Origin of the sequence: Microbacterium festucae (assembly GCF_025421715.1) — a bacterium.
Taxonomy (GTDB): Bacteria; Actinomycetota; Actinomycetes; order Actinomycetales; family Microbacteriaceae; genus Microbacterium; species Microbacterium festucae.
Genome location: NZ_JAOEFC010000001.1, coordinates 305130 through 328271, shown reverse-complemented (window position 1 = coordinate 328271; position 23142 = coordinate 305130). Strand labels below are relative to the sequence as shown.

Below are 23142 nucleotides of genomic sequence, written 5' to 3'. Positions count from 1 at the left end.
GGTGGCGGGCGCCGGGTGGCGGGCGCTCGGTGGCGGGCGGCTGAGTGCGCTCAGCCGGGCGGCATGCCGGGGACGACCAGCCGTGCTCGGTAGGCGAGCACGACCAGCTGCACCCGATCGCGCGCTCCGGTCTTCGTGAGGGCGCGGCTGACATGGGTCTTCGCCGTCAACGGGGAGATGTGCAAGCGACCCGCGATCTCGTCGTTGGACAGCCCCTCGGCGACCAGCGCGACGACCTCCAGCTCCCGCTCCGTGAGCGCGCTCAGCGCTTCGGTCTGCGGGGCGGAGACAGTGGGCTCGGCCAGCAGGTGCGCGACGACGGCCGCGGTCGCCGTCGGCGACAGGAGGGCGTCACCGGAAGCGGCTGATCGCACAGCGTGAAGGAGTTCCTCGGGGGCGGCCCCTTTGCCGAGGAACCCCACGGCACCCGCGCGCAGCGCACCGAGCACCTCCGCGTCGCCCTCGAAGGTCGTCAAGACGACCACGTGTGTTTCCGACAACGCCGGGTCGGACGTGATCTGAGCTGTGGCCCCGATGCCATCGAGCACCGGCATCCGGATGTCCATCAGCACGACGTCCGGCTTCTCGCGGCGTACCAGATCCACGCCTTCTCGGCCGTCGCCTGCCTCACCCACGACCTCGACATCCGGCGTGTGGCGCAGCAGAGAGGCGATCCCCCCTCGGATGAGGTGCTGATCGTCGACGACGGCGACTCGGATGTTCATGTCCGCCTCTGTTCCGCGGGAGTGAGCTGCGGCGCCGGTATCGCCGCTCGAAGCCGGAAGGTCCCGTCTGTGGTCGCATGCGAGACGGTGCCGCCGACGGCATCCATCCGCTCGCGCATCCCGAGCAGGCCGAACCCGGATGCGGTCGCGGTGGCCCCCGAGACCGGGTTCGTGACAACGACGACCACCTCCGCATCGGTGTACTCGACGACCAGCTCTGCCGAACCGGCGCCGTGCTTGGACGCGTTGGTCAGCCCCTCCTGCGCGACGCGGTAGGCGGCGGCGTCGACCAGGGGGGCGAGGCGGCGGGGAATGCCGCGGGTGGCGGCGTCGATCCGAAGTCCGCCGCGGGCGGCGGCGTCGACGAGGGAGGAGAGGTTCTGCAGCGAGGCCGGGGGTGCGACAGCGGCGTCGTCGTGGTCGCTGCGCAGCAGGTGAAGCATCGTGGCGAGCTCGTGCAGCGCATCGCCGCCTGCCGCGCGTACGGTGGCCAAGGCGCTGTGCGCCGCCGCCGGGTCGCCATCCATCACATAGTCGGCCAGGCCCGACTGCACGCCGATCACCGCGATCTGATGCGCCAAGGAATCGTGCAGATCGCGCGCGATGCGCAGCCGCTCCTGCGCGACGGCCTGAGCCGCCTCGGCCCGTGCGGCCGCTTCGGCGCGTTCTGCGCGGTCGACAGCTGCCGCGAATGCGCGGCGTCGGGCGTCTTGCACGAGACCCGCGGCCGCACCGAGCGCGATCACCAGCGACACGATCAGCACACGCTCGTCGGCCACCGCCGCCCCGCGAAGCCAGATCGTCGCGACGATCGCGACGATCGCGCCGGCGGACAAGAGGATCCCCGAGCGCACGCGCCCACTGCCGACGACGCCGGCTGCGGCGACGGCGACGGGCAGTGCGACAGCTCCTGCCGGGACGATCGCCGTCGCGGCGACGGACAGGACCGTGACGATCACGAACACCGGGAGGGGAGCGGTGCGTCGCCACACCAGTGCGACGAGGCTGAGCGATACGAGCAGGGCGGAGGGGACCGTGAAGCCCTCGGGCGCCGCCACCCACCCGACGACGGCGACAGCCGCCGCGGCCGCCGCGACGGCGACGTCCGAGAGGTGCGGGCGGGCTCGCGCCCGCGGAGCCGGGAAGGTCACGAGCCCAGGCTACGGCCGGCGGGTGTACTCCCACGGGAGTACACCCAAGTGTCTCCCCGGGACGGACGACGCCGACGGCGCATCGGAGGAGTCTGGACTCATCGACATCATCTCCACAACCTCCTCGAAAGGAAGCACATCATGTCCACGCCCACCGCCACCGTCCGCCTCACCGAAACGGCATCCGGCTCTGCGCAGCCCGCCGGGCCTCGGCGGACTCCGCGGCCTTCCAGCGGCCTACTGAGCATGGCCGGCGAGGCCCGCCGCAAGATCCCATGGTGGATCGCCTGGCCTGTCTCGCTTCTGATCATGGTGGGCGGCGGTCTGGTCGGCACCCAGATCGGGAACATTGTCCTCGGTTCGCCGGGCGACGGGTCGCCCCTCGCACAGTACGGCGAGGTGTTCTCCTTCGGCGTCACCCTCCTCGCGCTCTTCTTCTGGGTGCGCGTGGTCGAGGGCCGCCGGATACGCACCCTCGGCTTCACCCCGAGCAAGGGCGGCCTCAAGAAGATCGGCCTCGGATTCCTGCTCGGCGGCGCCATGATGGGCGCGGGCGTGGGTGTCGGGCTGCTCACCGGTCAGCTCTCCTTCGGCGCCTCGACCCACGCGGTCACCGGGTGGGGCTCGCTGCTGGCGCTGCTGCCGCTGGTGCTCGTGTTCATCCTCCAGGGAACGACCGAAGAGACGCTGACCCGCGGCTACATGCTGCAGTCCGGTGCCCGCAGCATGCCGCTGTGGCTGGCGATCATCGCCAGCTCGGTGATCTTCGCGCTCGTGCACCTGTCGTTCGAGCCGATCATTCTGACGAACATCATCCTGTACGCCGTCTTCGCCTGCCTCGTCGCCCTCAAGCAGAACTCGCTCTGGCTCATCGCCGGCCTGCACGCCGGGTGGAACTTCTTCCAGGGCAACATCTTCGGCCTGCCGGTCTCGGGTCACGGCTACGCCACGTCGCTGCTGAGCGTGGGCCCGTCGGCCCACAGCACCGACATGCTCTCGGGCGGCACCTTCGGTGTCGAGGGCAGCGTCTTCGGGACGCTCGTGCTGGGTGCCGCCACCCTCATCGCCCTCACCGTCTTCCTGCGTCGGCCGCGCCGCAAGGGCGCCGACCGCCCCGGGGAGGTGATGATCGAGAACTGAGCGCGTGCGCTCACCACAGAAGGACGGTCTCGCTCCGGCGAGGCCGTCCTTCGTCGCGCCTCAGCCGGGGGTGCAGCCGGGAGGCTCGGAGTTGCCGCTCACGACGAAGTCCTCGCACGTGAGGAAGTGCGCCTGATTCCAGCCGAGCAGGAACGAGACGATCACGATGGCGAGGACCACGCCCGCGATGAGCCACTTCGTGCGACCGGCCAGGCCCCCGGCGAAGTCCGGCCACATGATCGTCACGAGCACCCACAGGGTGAACGGGATGCCGACGATCACCACGGCGAACGCCGCCAGGTCGAGGGCGATCGCCGTCAGGTCGGCGGTGCGGTCGTCGACGACGAAGTTGAGCACAACCCACGCCGACGGGAGCAGCAGCACGAGCGCCCGGACGAGGCGCACCCCCACCGGTCGATGCTCCACCAGCACGAAGGCCAGGGCCGCCGTCGCCGCCGCCCACAGCGCGAGGATGTCGTCGAAGAAGATCTCGTGCCACGCCCCGAGCGTGAAGGCGGGCCACCACGCGATGACCGCGATGCCCACCATGATCACACCGGTCGGCACGTCGCGGCGCCGACGCCCCGGGGGCGGAGAGGGGACGTCGATCTCGCTCACAAGGGCACGCTAACGGGTCGCGGCGGTCACAGCCAGCGCACGGGCACGGGTGGCATCAGTCGTGGTGGAGGTGGTCGCGGTGCTTGGCCGCCTGGCGCGAGGTGACGGCGATCTCGACCGGTCCGGTGACGGTGAGCTCATCCTCCCAGCACTCGATTCCGCTCACCCCGGGCAGCCGGTCGCGGGTGAAGACCGGGTCTCGTCCGGCACGGCGCTGCGCGGTGTAGTCCTTGAGCAGCCGGAAGGCGATGCCGGACAGCAGGCCGATGGCGATGAGGTTGGTGAGGGCCATCAACCCCATCACGCCGTCGGCGAAGTTCCACACCAGGTCGGCGCCGGCGACCGAGCCCACCAGCACCGCGACGATGACCAGCAGCCGGTAACCGGTGAGCAGGGCGCGGCTGGTCGAGATGAACTCGATGTTCGACTCGCCGTAGTAGTAGTTGCCGAGGATGGAGGAGAAGGCGAGGAGGAAGATGATGATGCTCAGCGCGATGTTCGACCAGTCGCCCAGCGTGCTCACCAGAGCGCCCTGGGTCAGCCCGATCCCTCTCGTGGCCCCTGCCAGATCGGGGACGGACACCAGGATGATGAAGGCCGTGATCGAGCACACCAGGAAGGTGTCGAAGTAGACGCCGAGGGTCTGCACGAGACCCTGCTTGACCGGGTGGGTCACCGCGGCGCTCGCACCAGCGTTGGGTGCGGAGCCGAGGCCGGCTTCGTTCGAGAACATCCCGCGCTTGACGCCGGTGAGCACGATGTAGCCGAAGGCGGCGCCCACGACCTCGTTGAAGCCCCACGCGGAGGTGAAGATCTCCGCGAACACCGGGCCGATCCGGTCGACGTGCAGGGCGACGACGACGATCCCCAGCAGCAGGTAGGCCAGGGCCATGATCGGCACCAGGAACTGCGTGACCGATGCGATTCGCCGCACGCCGCCGAACACGACCAGACCGGTGAGTGCAGCGATGCCGGCCCCCACGGTCCACGGCAGCCAGGGCAGGTCGTCGCCGACGCTCGACGACACCGTCGCGGCGATGGTGTTGGCCTGGAGCGAGCTGAACGCGAACGGGAAGCAGACGATGAGGATGATCGCGAACCAGATCCCCAGCCATCGCGCCTTCAGCCCGCGTTGCATGTAGTAGGCGGGGCCACCGCGGAAGCTGTCCACATCGCGCACCTTGAACAGCTGCGCGAGGGAAGACTCGATGAAGCTCGACGCACCCCCGATGAAGGCCATCGCCCACATCCAGAAGACCGCGCCGGGCCCGCCGACGGCGATCGCGGTACCCACGCCGGCGATATTGCCGACGCCGACACGGGAGGCGGCCGAAATGGTGAACGCCTGGAACGCCGAGACGGACTGCGGACGCCCGTCGGCGGTCTGCGGGGTCTTGTCCGTCAGCGTGCGGAACATCTCCGGGATCAGGCGGAACTGAACCACGCCCGACCGGACGGTGAAATACAGCCCGAGGAGGACGACCACCGGAAGGACGATCCAGGTCCAGAGGTTGTCGCCCCAGGTCAGCAACCACGCGTTGACGGCATCCATCTGGTCAGTATGGCGAACGACTGAGCGATCCGCTCGACTTTCGTCACCTGCAACCTGGACGCGACGGCGGGAGTCGAACCCGCAGCGCACGTGGGTATGAACCAGTGCCCGGGACCGCCCGGATCGCCGCGATGTCCGTCGGCGGTGGTGCCGGCGGGGACGGATCTCACGCTAGAGGGGGCCTGCGACAACCGCCAGGTGTGTGACCTGTGATTTCGGTAGGAGTCGTCACATGACCGCGCGGTCAGCCTGCGCTCGAGGTCTCCGCCCCTGCCGTCGGGTAGAGCATGACGTAGCGCGACAGCGCATCGTCGGTCGGCAGGTCCATCCACAACCGGGTGCTGCGCGGTGACGCGCCCACGCCGTTGACGAGCGCGGCCCCGCCCAGCTCGTCCAGCAGCGGCGCCAGTGCGGCGGCCCGGGCGGCGGCGACGTAGCCGATGTTGCGCCCCTGCGCGAAGACCGCGATCGCCGGCCCGCGGCGACGCTGACGGCGCAGCACATAGGGGCGATCGGCGCGGTGGCGGCGCTCCGGGTCGTTGGCCACGAAGTGCGTTCCCTCGACACGGGCACGGGCGGACGGCAGCTGGCGCAGGTCGGGAAGCGCAGCGTGGGTGGCGGCGCGCATCGACAGGATGCCACGGAGCTGTTCGAGCCAGATCGGCATAAGGGGTTCCTTCGGTCCACGGAACGACGAGACCGAACCTGCAGGTGACAACGCCCCCGGCGCCGGAATATTCCCGGTGCGTCACATGTCGCGGGGTTGGTGCCGCGCGCGGGGCGCCCCGCGGGGCGCCGGCGGGTCGATTGTCCAAGACACGCGGCATCCGGCGGGCGCCAGCCGCGTGTCTTGGACACTCGGCGGGTGCCCGGTGCCCGGTGCCCGGCGCCGGGGGGACGGTGCTCAGCGCGCGGCGGTGGGTGGGGGCGAGGCGTCGAGGGCGCGCAGCATCCGCTGCAGCGTCTCCCGCAGGTCGTCGCGCGCCGCACCTGCGAGGTCGGTCGTGTACTCCACGTCGGCCGGGATCCAGGACAGGCCGTACATCGTCTCGCGGAAGTCGGCACCTCCGACCGGCCACCGCGTGTGCGAGGGGCCTTCGGCCGTGGCGCCCTGACCCCACTGCCCGAACATCTCGCGCATCTGCGCGAGGGGCAGCGCCATCACGGCATCCGCTTCCACGGGCTGTTGCACCCAGGAGCGGGCGACCAGGATGAACTCCTCGATCTGCTCCGGGGTGAGCGGGCGCGGCGAGAACAGGACACGCGTGTGGTCGATGGCGGCGAGGCGGTCGACGCGGAAGGTGCGCCAGTCGTCCTTATCGAGGTCCCAGCACAGCAAGTACCAGTGGCGGTCGGCGGGGGCCAGCGCGTGCGGTTCGACGCGGCGGCGGGTCACCTCGCCGGATGCCGCGGTGTAGACGAATCGCACGCGTTCGTGGTCGCGGCACGCCAGCGCCAGCTCGCCGAGCACCTCGGTCGAGACGGGCGCGCCCGCGTTCAGCCCCGCCGGCTGCACGGTCTCTGCCAGTGCGTTGACCCGTCGGCGCAGCGGCGCGGGAAGCACCTGCTCGAGCTTGGCCAGCGCCGTGATCGTGGTCTCCACGCCGGTCGTGATGCGCTGGGATGCCGCCAGTCGCAGCCCGATCGCCATCGCGACGGCCTCTTCGTCGGTGAGCAGCAGGGGCGGCACGGCGCTGCCGGCCTCCAGCCGGTAGCCGCCGGCGGCGCCGGGCGTCGATTCGATGCGGTATCCGAGGTCGCGCAGCCGCTCCACATCGCGCCGCACCGTGCGCTCGGTGACGCCGAGGCGGTCGGCCAGCTCGGCGCCGGGCCAATGCCGATGCGTCTGCAGAAGATTCAGCAGGGAGAGGGCGCGGCCGGTCGTGTCGGACATGCATCGAGAATCCCACGGATCGCGGACGGAATCTGTCCGCATTGCTTTCTAGCCTCGGGCTATGGCGATGGAACCGATCATCGAAGCGCAGGCACTCACCAAGCGCTTCCCAGCGAAGAAGCAGAAGACGACCGCGGCGCAGCAGCCCCCCGCGGTCGCGGACCTCACGTTCCAGGTCGCGCGCGGCGAGCTCGTCGCGTTCCTGGGACCCAACGGCGCGGGCAAGTCGACGAGCCTGCGCATGCTCACCACTCTCATCCCGCCCACCGCCGGCACCGCCCGGGTGGTCGGCTTCGACATTCTGCAGCGCCCCGCCGACGTGCGGGCGCGTATCGGATACGTCGGTCAGCTCACCAGCGGCAGCTTCTCGCAGCGGGCGCGCGACGAGCTGCTCAGCCAGGGCGCGTTCTACGGGATGTCGAAGCACGCGGCGCGCCGCCGAGCCGACGAACTGATCGATTCGCTCGATCTCGGGAGCTTCGCGGCCCGTTCGGTGCAGCAGCTCTCGGGCGGCCAGAAGCGCCGCCTCGACGTGGCCCTCGGGCTGATGCACGCGCCGCCGCTGCTGTTCCTCGATGAGCCCTCGACCGGGCTCGACCCGCAGAGCCGGGCGAATCTCTGGCAGCACATCCTCGAGCTGCGCCGCTCCCACGGAACGACCGTGTTCCTCACCACCCACTACCTCGAAGAGGCCGACCGGTACGCCGAGCGGGTGATGGTGATGGATCGGGGCCGCGTCATCGCCGATGACACCGCCGCACGACTGAAGGCCGAACTCGCCGGAGACGTGATCTCGCTCGGATTCGACACGCCCGCCGACGCCGACGCAGCGATGCCGATCGTCGCGGCCCTCACCGATCGCGACGTGCGGCGTGAGGATGCGGCATCCGTCACCGTCACCGTCCCCGACGGCGACGCGTTGCTGCCGCAGGCGGTGCGCGCGCTCGATGCCGACGGCATCCGCGTGCAACGCGCCACCGGCGTGCCGCCGACCCTCGACGACGTCTTCCTCGCACTCACCGGCCGCACACTGCGCGAAGCCGGCGAGGGGGAGCCGGCCGAAGAACCCGCGGATGACGCATCCGCCGAGCAGACAGGAGCCTCGCGATGACCGACACCACCCCTCGTCCAGACACGGCGGTGCGCGCCAACGCCGCCCGCGACACCTGGAACGTGCTGACCCGTGAACTCAAGCCGGTCGCGCGCGACCCGTTCACCCTGATCTTCAGCCTCGTGCAGCCGCTCATCTTCTTGGGGCTGTTCGCGCCGCTGCTGGTGGGCACCTCGGGGCTGCCGATCGGTGAGACCCTGCAGTGGTTCGTGCCCGGCGTGCTCGTGATGATCGTGCTGTTCGGCACCGGAGCGACCGGGTCGAACCTGCAGTACGAGATGATGACCGGCTCGCACGAGCGCACGCTGGTCGCTCCGCTCGCGCGTTCGTCGCTGCTGGTGGGTCGCGCCCTCAAGGAGATCGCGCCCATCGTGGTTCAGGCGGTGGTGATCGTGCTGATCGCGTGGCCCTTCGGGTTCGCGATCGACCTGCCCGGGCTCATCGTGGGCCTCGCCCTGCTGGCCGTCTTCGGTGTGGGCCTGGGGTCGCTCTCGTACACGCTCGCACTCGGCACGAAGGACCGCGAGTGGCTGTTCTGGGGCGTGCAGCAGACGCTCATCTTCCCGTTGATGATCCTGTCGGGCATGCTCCTGCCGCTGGAGGACGGCCCCGCGTGGATGCGGGCGGTCGCCACCGTCAACCCTGTCAACTGGGTGGTGCAGGCCGAGCGCGCGCTGATGTCGGGACGCTACGGCGACCCCGTGGTGCTGTGGGGCTGGCTCGCTGCAGGCGCCGTGGCGGCCGTCGGCCTGTGGGCCGGCATCCGTGCGATGCGCCGCAGCAACTGACGCTGGGTCGGGCGGGCGGCGCCGCGGGCGGTGCCGTCGGCGGGTGCCGTCGGCCCCGTGCTCTCGGTCCTCGCCGCGGATGCCGAGTGTCCAGGACACGCGGCATCCGCGCGGCGCTAGCGGCGTGTCTTGGACACTCGAGCGGGGCGGGGGCGGCGAGGGGCGGGGCGCGAGGGACGGGGCGGTTCGCGCGCCGAGTGTCCAGGACACGCGGCATCCGCGCGGCGCTAGCGGCGTGTCTTGGACACTCGAGCGGGGCGGGGGCGGCGAGGGGCGGGGCGCGAGGGACGGGGCGGTTCGTGCGGCGAGTGTCCAGGACACGCGGCATCCGCGCGGCGCCAGCGGCGTGTCTTGGACACTCGAGCGGGGCGGGGGCGCGAGACGGGGCGGGGTGCGCGAGGGTCGGGGCGGTTCGTGCGGCGAGTGTCCAGGACACGCGGCATCCGGGCGGCGCCAGCGGCGTGTCTTGGACACTCGAGCGGGGCGGGGGAGGCCGGGAGGCCGGGGGCTAGGGGAGGTCGACGATCTCTTTGCCGAGGGGCATGAGGGAGACGGGGACGAGCTTGAAGCTCGCGATGCCGAGCGGGATGCCGATGATCGTGATGCACATCGCGATGCCGGTGAGGATGTGGCCGATGGCGAGCCAGATGCCGGCGAGGATCACCCAGATGACGTTGCCGAGGAACGACCCGACGCCGGCGGTGGGCTTCTCGACGATCGTGCGACCGAACGGCCAGAGTGCGTAGGCGCCGATGCGGAACGACGCGATCGCCCACGGGATCGTGATGATCGGGATGCACAGCAGCACACCGGCCAGCAGGTACGCGAGGAACATCCAGAATCCGGACAGGACGAGCCAGATGATGTTCAGCAGGGTGCGCACGGCATCCATTCTGCCGGGCGGCGGCTGAGCGGATGCCTCATCGGCGGGCGGCCACCGCGCGCTGCGCGCGGCGCAGCAGGCCCACCAGGCCGGTGACCAGCACGAGCGCGCCGACGGCGAGCAGGCCGTACCCGATCGCGGTCGCCGTGTCGAGGCGCTGTATCCACGCGGCGAGCTCGTCGGCGCGGCCCTCGGCGGAGCTCAGCCACACGCCGGCGGCGGCGAGCCCGACGAAGACGAGACCCCAGACGATCCCCGCCCAGCGGGTGCGGGCGCGCAGCGGCACGACGGCCTCCCCCGCGTCGACGGCCTCCGCCGCGTCACCGGGCTCCGCCGCGCTCGCGTCGGAAGGGGCCGGCGGCGCCAGTTCCGCGGGCAGCTCGGTGGTCGCGGCGTCGAGCTCGGACATCGGGTGCAGGTCGCGGTCGCTCATGGGGTCTCTCCCTCGGTGGTGCTCGCGTCGGTGGCGTTCGGCTGCAGCAGCCGGATGTCGATCGGGCCGACCTCCTGCTCGAGCACGATGGTCTGGCGGGTCGTGATGGGGGCTGCGGTCCCGGCGATCGTCGCGACGTAGCGGGTGCGACCGTCGGCGAGGACCTCCCGCTGGGTGCCGGGCTCGGCCGACAGCACGCGGTAGTCGCCCGCGGCGTCGATGAGGTAGATGGCGCTCTGATGGGTCGTGGTCGCATCGATCGTGACCTCGACGCCCGGCTCGACGGCGATGCGTGTGGTGCCCATGCGCTTCTCGACGTGCATCGGACGGCTCGTGCCGGTGTCGCCCAGGTACACGGTGAGGTCGCCCCACGGCTGCACGAACGGCGCGCCGGCCGGGTAGGTCTCGGCGCCGGCGAGATTGGAGATGCCGTAGTCGCCGACGTGCATCGCCTGCACCGTGGGAACCGCGGTGGCCACGAGCCCACCCGCCAGGGCGAGCATCGTGAGGAAGGCGAGGAAGCCGCTGCGCCACCGGAGGAGTCCCGCGACCACCATCGCCGCGGCGAGCACGAGCGCGCCCCAGAACACCCCCTGCGCGACGGCGAGCTCGGAGGCGGAGGCGAGCGCGCTCAGCGTGCCGGCGAGCACCGCCAGCCCCACGGCGGCGGCGACATAGGCGAAGGGCGTGCGCGGGGCGGTCAGGCGTCGGATGCGACGCCGCTCGGCCGCCTCGGCGGTGAACGCCGCGGCGTGCGCGTGGCGTTCGCGCCGCGCCTGATCGCGGGCGATGCGGGCGAGGTTCTGCTGCTCGCGGCGCCAGGCGTCCTCCTGCACCTTCCACGCCGCGTGCTGCTCGCGCCAGGCGGCCATCTCGTCGGCCGGGGTCGCGGCCTCCGTCGCCGCCTCGGTCAGCGCCTCATCGGTCGGCGCCGCCTCGGTCAGCGCAGCCTCGTCGGTCGGCGCCGCGTCGGCCGGCGCCCGGCCGACCTCGTCGGAGGGCCGCCCGTCATCGGACGGGAGCGGGGAGAGAGGGGGGACGGATGCCGCGAAGCCGGCGGCATCCGTCCCGGCGGCGTCCGCGGGCTCGGCCGCACCCGAAGCGGCCGGCGGGGCGGACGCATCCGAGGCCGCGGCGGAAGCCGTTCGCGGCGCGGTCTCGGAAGCGGGGTGGCCGGCGCCCTGCGCCGCCCGGACGATGAGGAAGAGGAGTCCGCCGCCGATGCCGATCGCGATCAGGATCCCGATGATGCTCAGCGCCGTGTAGACGCCGCCGCCACCGGCGAACGACCACCAGGTGGGCGCGCCGACGAACAGGGCAGCGGGGGCGGGCAGCACGCCCAGCAGCAGGAAGGCGAGGATGCCGACGTGGGCGGCGACGAACCGGCCGCGCAGGGCCTCCTGCAGGGGGATGCGGCTCTCGAGGTCGGGGAGCAGCGCCCACGCCACGGCGTAGAGGAACAGCACGGGGAACCCGAACAGGCCCGTGACGACGAGGATGCCGCGCACGATGAGCGGGTCGATCCGCAGCCGGGCCGCGACACCGGCGGCCACGCCGCCGATCCAGCCGTCACCGCGCACGAGGCCCAGGCCCGCCGTCCAGGCGAAGAAGCGGTCGGATCGGCTCGGCCGCCAGGAAGGTGCCGAGGACGGCGCCGACGGCGGGGGGCCGGGATCGAGGACGGGGGTGTCGGTCATGTTTCGATCCTCCGCGGCGGGGCGGGGGCGCCGCCATGGGGTGATCCCCTGACCGCACCCTGATTCCCGGGCGCCGCCCTCGGTGTGCGCAGCCGGGGGTGATTGGATGGCGGCATGTCGACCTCCGCTGCGGCGCCGCCGCATCCGGCGCCCTCTTCATCCGGGCCGCCGTCGCCGGTCGCCCGGCCGCTGCCGCCGGCGCGTCCCGCCGTGGCGCGGCCTGCACTGCAGCTGCCGCGCGAGTGCGTCGTCACGGGCGTGAGCGCCGGCCTCGCCCGCCACCTCGGTGCGCCGGTGGGGGCCGTCCGCGCCCTGTTCGTCGTGCTCGGCCTCTGCGCCGGTGCCGGCGTGCTGTTCTACCTCTGGTGCTGGGCGTTCACGCCGCGCGAGAGCGGCGCCGCGGCGGTGACGCGTTCGGCGCCGGTCGCCTGGATCCTCGCCGGTGCCGCCGGCGCATCGCTGATGGGCGTGCAGATCGCCGTTCACAACGGCGCCGCGCTGCTGGCGGTCACCGTCGCCGGCAGTGTCGTCCTCGCCGTCGCCGCGGGGATGTGGGCCGCCCTCATCGACCGCGCCGACCCCGCACGCGGACCCCGGCATGCCGCTGCGGTGCGCGTCGTGGCATCCGTCGTGCTGGTACTCGCCTTCCTCATCCCGCTGCAGCTGCTCGCCTCCGACGGGATCGCGGTGCTGTTCATCGTGCTGCTGCCGCTGGCGGGGCTCGTGGCGCTGCCGTCGACCACTCTCATCGAGAAGTGGCGGGAGCTGTCGGGGGAGCGCGTCGCCCGCATCCGCGAAGAGCAGCGCGCCGAGATGGCCGCCCACCTGCACGACTCGGTGCTGCAGACCCTGGCGCTCATCCAGAACCGCAGCGGCGCGTCCAGCGAGGTCGCCCGCCTGGCGCGCGCCCAGGAGCGCGAGCTGCGCGCCTGGCTGTACGACGGCGATCAGCCGGCCGACAGCGACCTGGCCACCGACCTGCGCGATTACGCCGGCGCGCTCGAGCTCGACTATCCCGTGCGCATCGACGTCGTCTCGGCGGGGCTGTCGACCGAGCGGGCCAGCGGCGAGCTGGCGGCCGCCGCGCGCGAAGCGATGCTCAACGCCGCCCGCCATGCCGGGGGTGAGGTGTCGGTGTACATCGAGGGCGGCGCCGCGGGCGTCGACGTCTACATCCGCGATCGTGGCGACGGGTTCGACATCGATGCCGTCCCCGACGACCGGCTCGGCGTGCGGCAGTCGATCATCGGGCGCATGCGCCGGGTCGGCGCGTCCGCCACGGTGAGATCGACGGATGCCGGCACCGAGGTGCACCTGCACTTCGGGGCCGGCCCGGCAGCGGGGCCGAGCGGGGAGGCGAACCGTGGGTGAGTCCGTGCCGGGCGGCATCCGGGTCGTGATCGTCGACGACCACTCCATCTTCCGGTCGGGACTGCGCAACGACCTCGACGACACCGTCGACGTCGTCGGCGAGGCGGCCGACGTGCCCGGTGCGATCGCCGCGATCGCGCAGGCGCGACCCGACGTGGTCCTGCTCGACGTGCACCTTCCCGGCGGATCGGGCGCCGAGGCGACCGGCGGGGAAGAGGTGATCCGCGGAAGCGCGGGGGTCCCCACCCGATTCCTCGCGCTGAGCGTGTCGGATGCGGCGGAGGATGTCGTGCGCGTCATCCGCGCCGGTGCCCGCGGCTACATCACCAAGGGCTCGTCGGGCGTCGAGGTCAGCCGTGCGGTGCACGCCGTCGCCGGTGGCGACGCGGTGTTCTCGCCGCGGCTGGCGGGGTTCGTGCTCGACGCGTTCGGCGCCGTCGCGGGGGAGACCGCCGCGGCCGGCGACGAGCTCGACCGGCTGTCGGCGCGCGAGCAGGAGGTCATGCGGCTCATCGCCCGCGGCTACGCCTACAAGGAAGTGGCATCCGAGCTGTTCATCTCCATCAAGACGGTCGAGACCCACGTGTCGGCGGTGCTGCGGAAGCTCCAGCTCTCGTCGCGGCACGAGCTGACGGTCTGGGCGTCGGAGCGTCGGCTGCTGTAGCCGACGCGAGGCGGGGCGGCCGGGAGTGGGTGTCGGAGGGCGAGCCTAGAATTGACGGGCCATGCCAGAACCCCTGAAGCCCGTCGTCCTCGGCAGCCCGACCGAGGGTGCCCGCGCCGACGATGACCTGCTGCGCGGACTCAATCCGCCCCAGCGCGCCGCCGTCACCTACCGCGGCTCGGCGCTGCTGATCGTCGCGGGGGCCGGTTCGGGGAAGACGAGCGTGCTCACCCGGCGGATCGCGTCGCTGCTGCGCGGCGGCGAGGCCTGGCCCAGCCAGATCCTCGCGATCACCTTCACCAACAAGGCCGCCGGCGAGATGCGCGAGCGTGTGCACCAGCTCGTCGGCGACGTCTCGCGCGGCATGTGGATCTCGACGTTCCACTCGGCGTGCGTGCGCATCCTGCGGCGCGAGGCCGACCAGTTCGGATTCACGAAGAACTTCACCATCTACGACTCCGGCGACTCCCGCGCCCTCATCAAGCGTCTCGTCAAAGAGCACGAGGCCGACGCGTTCGGCCTCACCCCGGCATCCGTGCAGGGGCGCATCTCCAAGCTCAAGAACGAGCTGGCCGACGCCGAGTCGTTCGCGCGCCAGGCCAACATGAACGACCCGGCCGAGCGGCTGTTCGCGGCGATCTTCGGCGACTACCAGCGGGCGCTGCAGCGGGCGAACGCCTTCGACTTCGACGACCTCATCGCCCAGACGGTCTACCTGTTCCGCGCGTTCCCGCAGGTGGCCGACACCTACCGCCGCCGGTTCCGGCACATCCTGGTCGACGAGTACCAAGACACCAACCACGCCCAGTACGCCCTCATCCACGAGCTCACCCGGCCGCCCGGCTCCGACGCGGCGCCCACCGAGCACGGCGGCATGATGATCTTCGACGCCCCCGCCACCGAGCCGGGCGCCTCGCTGACCGTCGTCGGCGACTCCGACCAGTCGATCTACGCCTTCCGCGGCGCCGACATCCGCAACATCAGCGAGTTCGAGCGCGACTTCCCCGGCGCGAAGGTGGTGCTGCTCGAGCAGAACTACCGTTCGACGCAGAACATCCTGTCGGCGGCCAACGCCGTGATCAGCCACAACTTCGACCGCAAAGACAAGAAGCTGTGGACCGACGTGGGCGCAGGCGATGCGATCATCGGGTTCACCGGCTACTCGCAGCACGACGAGGCGCAGTTCGTCGCCGACGAGATCGAGGCCCTGCACAAGGCGAACGTGCCCTACAGCCAGGTGGCGGTGTTCTACCGCACCAACTCGCAGTCGCGCGCGCTGGAAGAGATCTTCATCCGCTCGGCGGTGCCCTACAAGATCATGGGCGGCACCAAGTTCTACGACCGGGCCGAGATCAAGGATGCGATGGCCTACCTCATCGCCGTCACCAACCCGGCCGACGAGCTGAGCGTGCGCCGCATCCTCAACCGGCCGCGTCGGGGCATCGGCGATGTCACCGAGACGGCGATCGCCCGCTACGCCGCCGACGAGGGCATCACCTTCCGCGACGCGCTCGCCAACGCATCCGCGCTCGGGGTGGGACCGAAGATCCAGCAGGCGATCTCGCAGCTGGATGCCGTGCTCGCCGAGGCCTCCGAGATCATGCTGCCCGCCTCGGGCGAGATCCCGCCGCCCACCTCGGTCACCGACGGGCTCACCGTGCTGCTGAACAAGTCGGGCTACCTCGACGTGCTGCGCCGCTCGAAAGACCCGCAAGACGAGGCGCGCGTCGAGAACCTCGACGAGCTCGTCGCGGTGACCCGCGAGTTCGCTCGCAACAACCCCGAGGGCACCGTGCTCGACTTCCTCACCGAGGTGGCGCTGGTCTCGGATGCCGACGACCTCGACGACGAGTCGGGATCGGTGTCGCTGATGACGATGCACACCGCCAAGGGCCTGGAGTACGACGCCGTGTTCGTGACCGGCGTCGAGGAAGACCTCATCCCGCACCGCATCTCGGCGGGGGAGCCGGGCGGCCCGCAGGAGGAGCGGCGCCTGTTCTACGTCGCGCTCACCCGCGCCCGCAAGAAGCTGCACCTGTCGCTGGCGATGACCCGCGCGCAGTTCGGCGAGGTGACCGTGGCGATGCCCAGCCGGTTCCTGCAGGAGATCCCGCACGAGCTGATCGACTGGCGGCAGTCGCCCGGCGACGTGAACTCCCGCGGCGGCACCCAGTCGCGGGCGCTCAACGCGCGCCGTCCCGGTGGGGGCGGCGGCGGCTCGCGCTACGGCGACGACCTCGTGCCGCTGCCGCGCCGGGAGCGCCCGGCGGGCGATGTGACGAAGTTCGCCAACCGCATCCCGGCGAAGATCCGCGACAACGGCGATCTCGAGTTGGCCGCGGGCGACCGCATCCGCCACGACGACTTCGGCGAGGGCCGCGTCGACATGGTCACCGGCGAGGGCGCCAAGCGCGTCGCGCACGTGAAGTTCGACAGCGCCGGTGCGAAGAAGCTGCTCATCAAGGTCGCGCCGATCGCGAAGCTCTGACCTCCGGTCGTCGAGCGCGGCGATGACCGCGCACCGGCGCCGGCGGTCGAGCGCCTAGGCTCGACGCATGGCTCTGTTCTCCCGCCGCAAGTCCGTGCCCGCTCCGGATGCCGCGGAGGCCGCGAACGACGAGGCGTCGACCGAGGCCGCGGATGCTGCGGCCGAGGGGGCTGCGGGAGCGGATGTCGCGGAGGCGCCGGATGTCGCCGAGGCGCCGGTGCCCCAGGTGAACATCTCGGTCTCGACCTACGGCAAGCCGCCGACCGCCCCGGCTGCGCCGACCGCCCCGGCGGCCCCCACGGCCTCGACGGCCCCGGCCGCAGCGGCAGCGCCGACGGCGCCCGTCGTCGACAGTCCGCGACCGCCGGCATCCGCGGCGCCGACCACCACTGTTCCGGGGCTTCCCGACAACGTGTACCTGCGCGCCGCGCTGCAGGGGCTGCCGGCCGACATCGACAACGGCCACATCCTCAACGTGATGCGTCAGGTGCTGCAGGGGCCGCTGTACCTGCGGGTGCAGGGCGATGCCAAGGCGCTGATGGCCGACGGGCAGCCGCTGAACCTCGGCATCGCCGAGCACGACGGCCGCCGGTTCCTGCTCGCGTTCTCGGGCGGGGCGGCCCTGCAAGACAGCGTGCGCGCCGACGGCGACACCGCGACCTCGACGATCGCCCAGCCGTTCCTGGCCGTGCTGCAGAACCTGTTGTCGGGCCCCTACGACGGCATCTGGCTCGACCACGCCACCTCGGGTGCCCGCCTCGTGCTTCCCACCCCGCTCGTGAAGAAGGCGCTCGAAGAGGGCGACCCCACCTTCACCGTCAAGCGCCTGCTCTCGGGCCCGCGCACCGACGCGACGGCCGGCGAGATCGTCGCCGCGATGGCCACCGCCAAGCTGTGGGTCGCCGGCAACACCGGACCGGAAGGTCAGATGGGCCTGGCCGAAGCGCGCCGCGAGAGCGGATCGCGCCACCTCGAGGTCTTCTCGCACCCGCTCGAGGTGCTCGCCCTCGGGCGCGGCGACCGCCCGCTGCCGCTGACCGCCGAGCAGCTGGCCAAGGCCATCACCTCGGAGCCCGGCCTGACCGGCATCGTCGTCGACCCGGCCGGACCCTGGATCGAACTCGACCGCGCCGCCCTCGCGCCGCTGCTCGCCCTCGCCTGAGTCGGGCGCGCGGTGCGGCCGTGACCGCACCGGATTCGGAGGATGCCTCCGAGATCGGATGCGGAAGCGTTTCGGCATCCGACGTCGGTGCCGGTCTCCGAAATGCGCGCGCTCGGCGCGCGCACGGCGCCCACCCTGCCGCCCCACCCCTGTCGCCCCGGCGACCTCACGTCCTAGGGTCGAGGCATGGCCTCGGAGCGCATCACCCTCACGGTCGGCGACCACGATGTGTCGCTGTCGAGTCCGAACCGGGTGATCTGGCCCGAGGTCGGCATCACCAAGCACGAGCTGGCCGAGTACGCGATCGCGGTGTCCGAGCCGTTCCTGCGCGCCAACGGGCATCGTCCGGTGTCGCTCGAGCGCTTCTCGGGCGGGGTCGACGGCGACAGCTTCTTCTCGAAGAACCCGCCCAAGGGCGCGCCCGACTACGTGCACGAGGTGATGTGCACCTACAACAGCGGGCGTAAGCATCCGCAGGTCGTGCTCGACGAGGCCGCCGCCACGGTGTGGGCGATCCAGATGAACACCGTCGTGTTCCACCCGTGGGCGTCGCTGGCCGCCGACACCGACAACCCCGTCGAGCTGCGCATCGACCTCGATCCGCAGCCGGGAACCGACTTCTCGGATGCCGCGGCCGTGGCCCCCGCGCTGCGCGAGGTGCTGCGCGAGGCGGGGCTGGAGCCGTGGCTGAAGACGAGCGGCAACCGCGGCATCCACGTGTTCTGCCCCATCGAGCCCACTCACGAGTTCCTCGACGTGCGTCACGCGGTGATCGCCGCGGGGCGCGAGCTCGAGCGCCGGATGCCGGAGCAGGTGACCACCAACTGGTGGAAGGAGGAGCGCGGCGCGCGCATCTTCGTCGACTTCAACCAGGCCAACCGCGACCGCACGATGGCCGGCGCCTACAGCCCCCGGGCGCTGGCGGCCGCCACGGTGGCGACCCCCATCACGTGGGAGGAACTGGAGGCGGGGGTGGACCCCACCGCGTTCACGGTGCGCACCGTGCCCCAGCGCCTCGCCGACATCGGCGACCCGTGGGCCGACCTGCAGGCCGCGCCCGGACGCATCGACACCCTGCTGGAGTGGTGGCAGCGCGACCTCGACGGGGGGCTCGGGGAACTGCCCTTCCCGCCCGAGTTCCCGAAGATGCCCGGCGAGCCGCCCCGCGTGCAGCCCAGCCGTGCCAAGCGCCCCGCCGACGCCGAGCCCGCGGCCGGAGACGCCGGCTGAGGCCGCGTTCTCCCGGCCGCGCGCGTCGCGGGCGGTCTCGGGCGGGGTCATACTCGGACCATGCACGATGTGTTCCAGTTCCTCGCGGACCGGCCGATCATCGTGCTGTTCCTGCTGCTGGGGGTCGGCTCGGCGGTCGGCCGCATCCGCATCGCCGGGGTCTCGCTCGGTGCGGTCGCGGTGCTGTTCGCCGGCATGGGCCTGTCGGCGGCGGCATCGGTGGCCGGCGTCGACCTCGCCCTGCCGGCGGTGGTCGGCGACGTCGGCGTCGTGATCTTCACGTTCTGCGTCGGGGTGGCGGCGGGGCCGGGGTTCGTCAACGCGCTGCGCTCGTCGTGGGGCATGCTGCTGGCGGTGGCCGGCATCCTCGTGGCCGGCGCCGGCACCGCCCTGCTGCTCGGACGGCTGTGGGGGCTGGATGCCGCCGGCATCGCCGGCACGTTCGCCGGTGCGGTCACGAGCACGGCGTCGCTGGCCGGCATCAGCGGCGGCGCCGACGCGACGGTCGGCTATGCCAGCACCTACGTGTTCGGGGTGGTCGGGGCGCTGCTGGTGGTCGGGATGGCGCTGCGCCACCGCGCCGGCGACACCGACGCCCCCGCGCCCATCGTCGGCAAGACCGTGCGCATCGACGCGCAAGAGACCCACACCGCCGGCGACCTGGCCCGGCGCTTCGGCGGGCTCGTCACCTTCTCGCGCGTGCGCCTGCGCGGCGGCACCGAGATCCGCACCGTCGCCGACGACACCGAGCTGCCGCCGGGCGCCGTGGTGACGGTCGTGGGACCGCAGGATGCCGTCGCCCAGGTGACCGCCGAGCTCGGTCACACCTCGACGATCGACATCACCCGCGACCGCAGCCAGCTCGACTACCGGCGCATCATCCTCTCCAAACCCGCCCTCGCCGGGCGTACGGTGGCGAGCCTGCGCCTGCCAGAGACCTACGGCGCCACGATCGTGCGGGTGCGCCGCGGCGACGTCGAGTTCGTCGGCACCGGCGACTTCGTGCTGCACCAGGGCGACCGGCTGCGCGTGGTCGGTCCCGGCGACCAGCTGCGCAAGGTGTCGGCCTACCTGGGCGACTCCGAGCGCGGCATGGCCGACATCAATCCGCTCGCCATCGGGATCGGCCTCACCATCGGCCTGCTGCTGGGCTCCATCGAGATCCCGCTGCCCGGCGGCGGGCACTTCTCGCTGGGGTACGCCGCCGGCGCCCTGTTCATCGGGCTCGTCTTCGGCCGGCTGGGCCGCATCGGCCCGATGCTTACCTCCCTCCCCAACACCGCGGGGGTCGTGCTGGGGGAGCTCGGACTGCTGCTGTTCCTGGCCGCGGCGGGCACCACCGCGGGCGAACTGATCGTGGCGGCACTGGCATCCGGTGTCGTGCTCGGCTACGTCGTGGTCGGCGCCGTCGTCACCACCGTCGTGATGCTCGGCGGCTACCTCGTGCTGCGCCACCTCTTCCACCTGGGCGGCACCCGGCTGAGCGGTGTGCTGGCCGGCACCCAGACCAACTCGGCGATCCTCGCCTTCGCCAACGCGCGCACCGGGCACGATCCGCGCGTCGCGCTGGGCTACAGCCTGCTCTACCCCGCCGCGATCGTCGTGAAGATCCTGCTCGCTCAGCTGCTCGTGCTGCTCTGAGCGGCCCGCGCACGCGGGCGATCCGGGCCCGCGGCACGCCCGTTGCGACCGGCGGGTTATTCACGGCGCAGGGCCGTCGGCGGCGCGATGGGCCGACGCTATCTTCGTTCTCAAGAGCCGCGTCCCCCAAGGCGGCTCCACAGATCTCGGGCCCGCATGTCCGAGCCGCCGGCATCCGGCGCCGATGCGGGCCCGGTCTGTGCGCCCGCGGCGCTGCCGTCAGCTCACTCCAGCACGTCGCCGAGGTCGTACGCCGCGACGGTGTCGAGCTGCGCATATGTGCACGAGGCCGGGTCGCGGTCGGGCCGCCACCGCTCGAACTGCACGGTGTGCCGGAACCGGCTGCCCTCCAGCTGGTCGTACCGCACCTCCAGCACCCGCTCGGGGCGCAGCCGCACGAACGAGACGTCTTTGGATGCCGTGAACCGCGAGCGCTCGGACTCGCCGGTGACCGCGTGCCCGTCGGCATCCGTCTCGACGAGCGGAGCGAGCTCGTCGACCAGTTCGAGGCGGCGCTTGTCAGACCATGCGGCGACGCCGCCGACGCTGCGCAGCACGCCCTCGTCGTCGTAGAGCCCCACCAGCAGCGACCCCACGCCCCGGCCGCTCTTGTGCACGCGGTAGCCCACCGCGACGACGTCGGCCGTGCGCACATGCTTGATCTTGAGCATGGTGCGCTTGCCGGGGGCGTAGGCCGCGGCCAGCGGCTTGGCGACGACGCCGTCGAGACCGGCGCCCTCGAACTCGGCCAGCCAGCGCTCGGCGACGGCGCGCTCGCGGGTGGTGCGGGTCAGGTGCAGCGGCGCCGGCACGTCCGCCAGCAGCTGCTCGAGCTCGGCGCGACGGGTCTGGAACGGCTCGGCCTGCAGGTCGCGCTCGCCGCCGGCGAGCAGGTCGAACGCGATGAACATCGCCGGGAACTGCTCGCTGAGCAGCGCCACGCGAGAGGCCGCCGGATGGATGCGCTGCGAGAGCAGCTCCCACTGCAGGCGGCCGCCGTGCTCGACCACGATCTCGCCGTCGAGCAGGCACGGCTCGGGCAGCAGACGGGCGAACGCGTCGACGAGTTCGGGGAAGTAGCGGGTGAGGGGCTTGGCGCCGCGCGAGCCGATCTCGACGTTCTCGCCGTCCCACGACACCAGCGCACGGAACCCGTCCCACTTCGGCTCGAACGACAGGCCGCCCGCCGTGGCGGCGGGGTCGGGCACGGCGGTGACGGCCTTGGCGAGCATCGGCGCCGGGATCTCATAGGGCATGCGCCCATCCTGCCGCGCGGGGCGTGCCCGCGCACCGGGTGTGCAGCCGCGGCCCCGGGACCCTCGGGCCTCAGGGCGCGGTCAGGGTTCGCGGTGCTTGGCGACCGCCCAGCGCGCCGGGGTATGCGGACCCTCCCACACCTGCACGATGCCCCACGCGACCGCAGCGATCGGCACGGCCAGCACGGCGCCGACGATGCCGCCGAGTACGGCGCCCACGGTCAGGGCGATGAGGATGACGAAGGCGTGCAGCTTCATCGACCGGCCCATGAGGAACGGCTGCAGGAAGTTGCCCTCCAGCTGGTTGACGGCCACTACGACACCGACGACGAACAGGGCGTTGACCCAGCCGTTGGCCACGAGTGCGACGAGCGCGGCGAGGATGCCGGCCAGCGTCGCGCCGACGATCGGGATGAACGCCAGCAGGAACACCAGCGCGGCCAGCGGCACGGCCAGCGGCACCTGCAGGATGAGCAGACCGATGAGGATGCCGACGGCATCCACCAGCGCCACCGTCGCCGTGCCGCGCACGTACGAGCCGAGCACCGAGATGGTCTTGTCGCCGATGCGGCGGCCGCGCTCGTAGTGCGCACCCTCGAACGGGCGCAGCACGAACGCCCACATCTGCGGGCCGTCCTTGAGGAAGAAGAAGAGGATCGTCACCATCAGCACGAGGCCCGTGACGAAGTTGGCGACGGCGCCCACGCCCGCCACGGCCCCCGACCCGAACTGGGCGCTCGTGACGAAGTCGAGCGCGGTGTCGGTCCACTCGTCGATCTGCTCCGAGGTGGGAGCGAAGGGCAGGGTCTGCACCCACGCCATGAGCTGCTGGAAGCCGTCGACGGCCTGATCGACGAGCTCGGGCCACTGGTTGCGCACCGCCGAGACGATGAGCCAGCCCACGCCGGTCAGCAGCAGCGCGATCACCAGCAGCGCCAGCACCGTGGCCGCGAGCGACGGCACGCCGCGGGCGCGCAGCCACGTCATGACCGGCGCGAAGGCGGCGGCGAAGATCAGCGCGAGCACGAGGGGGATCGTGACGATGGTGAGCTGCTGGATGCTCCACACCGCCGCGGCGGTGATCGCGACGACGAGGATGACCTGCAGCGACCGGATCGCGGCACGGCCGAGGCCGTCGGACCACAGGCTCCAGGGGGCGCGGCCGGTGCCGATGGCCACCGACACGGGGGCGCCCGGCTCGAGGCGGACGGCGGTCGGCGTGCGGCGGAACAGTCCCATCCGGCGAGCCTAACCGGCGCGCCGCCGGGATCCGGGGGCCTTGACACGGCGCCCAGACGCGGGGCTCGCCGCGAGCAGGCGCGGGGTGGGGCGTGCGGG

20 protein-coding genes and 1 tRNA gene are annotated in these 23142 nt (G+C 72.1%); 9 read left to right on the top strand and 12 right to left on the bottom strand.

What is annotated here, in order from left to right; translation table 11 throughout:
- Positions 1-50: 50 nt before the first annotated feature.
- Together N3K63_RS01440 and N3K63_RS01435 are read right to left on the bottom strand one after the other, a co-directional pair.
- Positions 51-725 carry a response regulator gene (locus N3K63_RS01440; RefSeq protein ID WP_261578184.1) on the bottom strand — a complete coding sequence of 225 codons (675 nt, stop codon included), beginning with the start codon at positions 723-725 and terminating at the stop codon, positions 51-53.
- A complete protein-coding gene (locus N3K63_RS01435) occupies positions 722-1876 on the bottom strand; it encodes a sensor histidine kinase (RefSeq protein WP_261578183.1) in 1155 nt (384 codons plus the stop codon). The genes N3K63_RS01440 and N3K63_RS01435 overlap by 4 nt, the downstream gene beginning before the upstream one ends.
- Before the next feature lie 246 nt (positions 1877-2122).
- Between N3K63_RS01435 and N3K63_RS01430 the strand changes: the two genes are divergently transcribed.
- Complete coding sequence (locus tag N3K63_RS01430; RefSeq protein ID WP_261578182.1) at positions 2123-3016, top strand: CPBP family intramembrane glutamic endopeptidase; 894 nt, start codon at positions 2123-2125, stop codon at positions 3014-3016.
- Positions 3017-3076: 60 nt separating this feature from the next.
- On the opposite strand, the gene N3K63_RS01425 is transcribed toward N3K63_RS01430, so the two are convergent.
- The 5 genes from N3K63_RS01425 to N3K63_RS01405 form a co-directional block, all read right to left on the bottom strand.
- Positions 3077-3634 (bottom strand): hypothetical protein, encoded by a 558-nt coding sequence (locus N3K63_RS01425; protein ID WP_261578181.1) that lies wholly within the window; start codon positions 3632-3634, stop codon positions 3077-3079.
- Positions 3635-3689: 55 nt separating this feature from the next.
- Positions 3690-5186 carry an alanine/glycine:cation symporter family protein gene (locus N3K63_RS01420; RefSeq protein WP_261578180.1) on the bottom strand — a complete coding sequence of 499 codons (1497 nt, stop codon included), beginning with the start codon at positions 5184-5186 and terminating at the stop codon, positions 3690-3692.
- Positions 5187-5241: 55 nt separating this feature from the next.
- Positions 5242-5317, bottom strand: a tRNA-Met gene (locus N3K63_RS01415).
- Between the two features lie 113 nt (positions 5318-5430).
- Positions 5431-5853 carry a hypothetical protein gene (locus tag N3K63_RS01410; protein WP_261578179.1) on the bottom strand — a complete coding sequence of 141 codons (423 nt, stop codon included), beginning with the start codon at positions 5851-5853 and terminating at the stop codon, positions 5431-5433.
- A 237-nt stretch (positions 5854-6090) separates the two neighbouring features.
- Complete coding sequence (locus N3K63_RS01405; protein ID WP_261578178.1) at positions 6091-7080, bottom strand: helix-turn-helix transcriptional regulator; 990 nt, start codon at positions 7078-7080, stop codon at positions 6091-6093.
- Positions 7081-7141: 61 nt separating this feature from the next.
- Between N3K63_RS01405 and N3K63_RS01400 the strand changes: the two genes are divergently transcribed.
- Both N3K63_RS01400 and N3K63_RS01395 read left to right on the top strand, forming a co-directional pair.
- Entirely contained in the window at positions 7142-8191 is a 1050-nt protein-coding gene (locus N3K63_RS01400) for an ATP-binding cassette domain-containing protein (protein WP_261578177.1), read from the top strand.
- Positions 8188-8979, top strand: a complete 792-nt coding sequence (locus tag N3K63_RS01395; RefSeq protein ID WP_261578176.1) for an ABC transporter permease — start codon at positions 8188-8190, stop codon at positions 8977-8979. Before N3K63_RS01400 ends, N3K63_RS01395 begins: the two co-directional genes overlap by 4 nt.
- Before the next feature lie 508 nt (positions 8980-9487).
- Here the strand turns inward: N3K63_RS01395 and N3K63_RS01390 are convergent.
- Genes N3K63_RS01390 through N3K63_RS01380 form a run of 3 tightly spaced genes read right to left on the bottom strand, consistent with a single transcriptional unit; the run spans position 9488 to position 11992 of the window.
- Positions 9488-9862, bottom strand: coding sequence for a YccF domain-containing protein (locus N3K63_RS01390; protein ID WP_261578175.1), 375 nt, complete (start codon positions 9860-9862; stop codon positions 9488-9490).
- Positions 9863-9899: 37 nt separating this feature from the next.
- Positions 9900-10295, bottom strand: coding sequence for a hypothetical protein (locus N3K63_RS01385; protein ID WP_261578174.1), 396 nt, complete (start codon positions 10293-10295; stop codon positions 9900-9902).
- Complete coding sequence (locus tag N3K63_RS01380) at positions 10292-11992, bottom strand: PspC domain-containing protein (RefSeq protein WP_261578173.1); 1701 nt, start codon at positions 11990-11992, stop codon at positions 10292-10294. Before N3K63_RS01380 ends, N3K63_RS01385 begins: the two co-directional genes overlap by 4 nt.
- Before the next feature lie 114 nt (positions 11993-12106).
- On the opposite strand from N3K63_RS01380, the gene N3K63_RS01375 reads away from it, so the two are divergent.
- The 6 genes from N3K63_RS01375 to N3K63_RS01350 all read left to right on the top strand — a co-directional run bounded on the left by N3K63_RS01375 (position 12107) and on the right by N3K63_RS01350 (position 20548).
- On the top strand, positions 12107-13363 hold the full coding sequence (locus N3K63_RS01375) for an ATP-binding protein (protein WP_261578172.1): 1257 nt from the start codon (positions 12107-12109) through the stop codon (positions 13361-13363).
- Positions 13364-13367: 4 nt separating this feature from the next.
- On the top strand, positions 13368-14027 hold the full coding sequence (locus tag N3K63_RS01370; protein WP_261579151.1) for a LuxR C-terminal-related transcriptional regulator: 660 nt from the start codon (positions 13368-13370) through the stop codon (positions 14025-14027).
- Between the two features lie 61 nt (positions 14028-14088).
- Entirely contained in the window at positions 14089-16515 is a 2427-nt protein-coding gene (locus N3K63_RS01365) for an ATP-dependent helicase (protein WP_261578171.1), read from the top strand.
- A gap of 67 nt (positions 16516-16582) precedes the next feature.
- Positions 16583-17677: an SseB family protein gene (locus N3K63_RS01360; protein ID WP_261578170.1), complete on the top strand. Its 1095-nt coding sequence runs from the start codon at positions 16583-16585 to the stop codon at positions 17675-17677.
- 186 nt (positions 17678-17863) lie between these two features.
- The gene (ligD, locus tag N3K63_RS01355; protein ID WP_261578169.1) at positions 17864-18907 is read left to right on the top strand and encodes a non-homologous end-joining DNA ligase; all 1044 of its coding nucleotides are present in this window, start codon (positions 17864-17866) and stop codon (positions 18905-18907) included.
- Between the two features lie 60 nt (positions 18908-18967).
- Positions 18968-20548, top strand: a complete 1581-nt coding sequence (locus N3K63_RS01350; RefSeq protein ID WP_261578168.1) for an aspartate:alanine exchanger family transporter — start codon at positions 18968-18970, stop codon at positions 20546-20548.
- 224 nt (positions 20549-20772) lie between these two features.
- Here the strand turns inward: N3K63_RS01350 and N3K63_RS01345 are convergent, their stop codons facing one another.
- Positions 20773-21804, bottom strand: a complete 1032-nt coding sequence (locus tag N3K63_RS01345; protein ID WP_261578167.1) for an ATP-dependent DNA ligase — start codon at positions 21802-21804, stop codon at positions 20773-20775.
- 81 nt (positions 21805-21885) lie between these two features.
- On the bottom strand, positions 21886-23043 hold the full coding sequence (locus tag N3K63_RS01340) for an AI-2E family transporter (RefSeq protein ID WP_261578166.1): 1158 nt from the start codon (positions 23041-23043) through the stop codon (positions 21886-21888).
- Positions 23044-23142 lie beyond the last annotated feature (99 nt).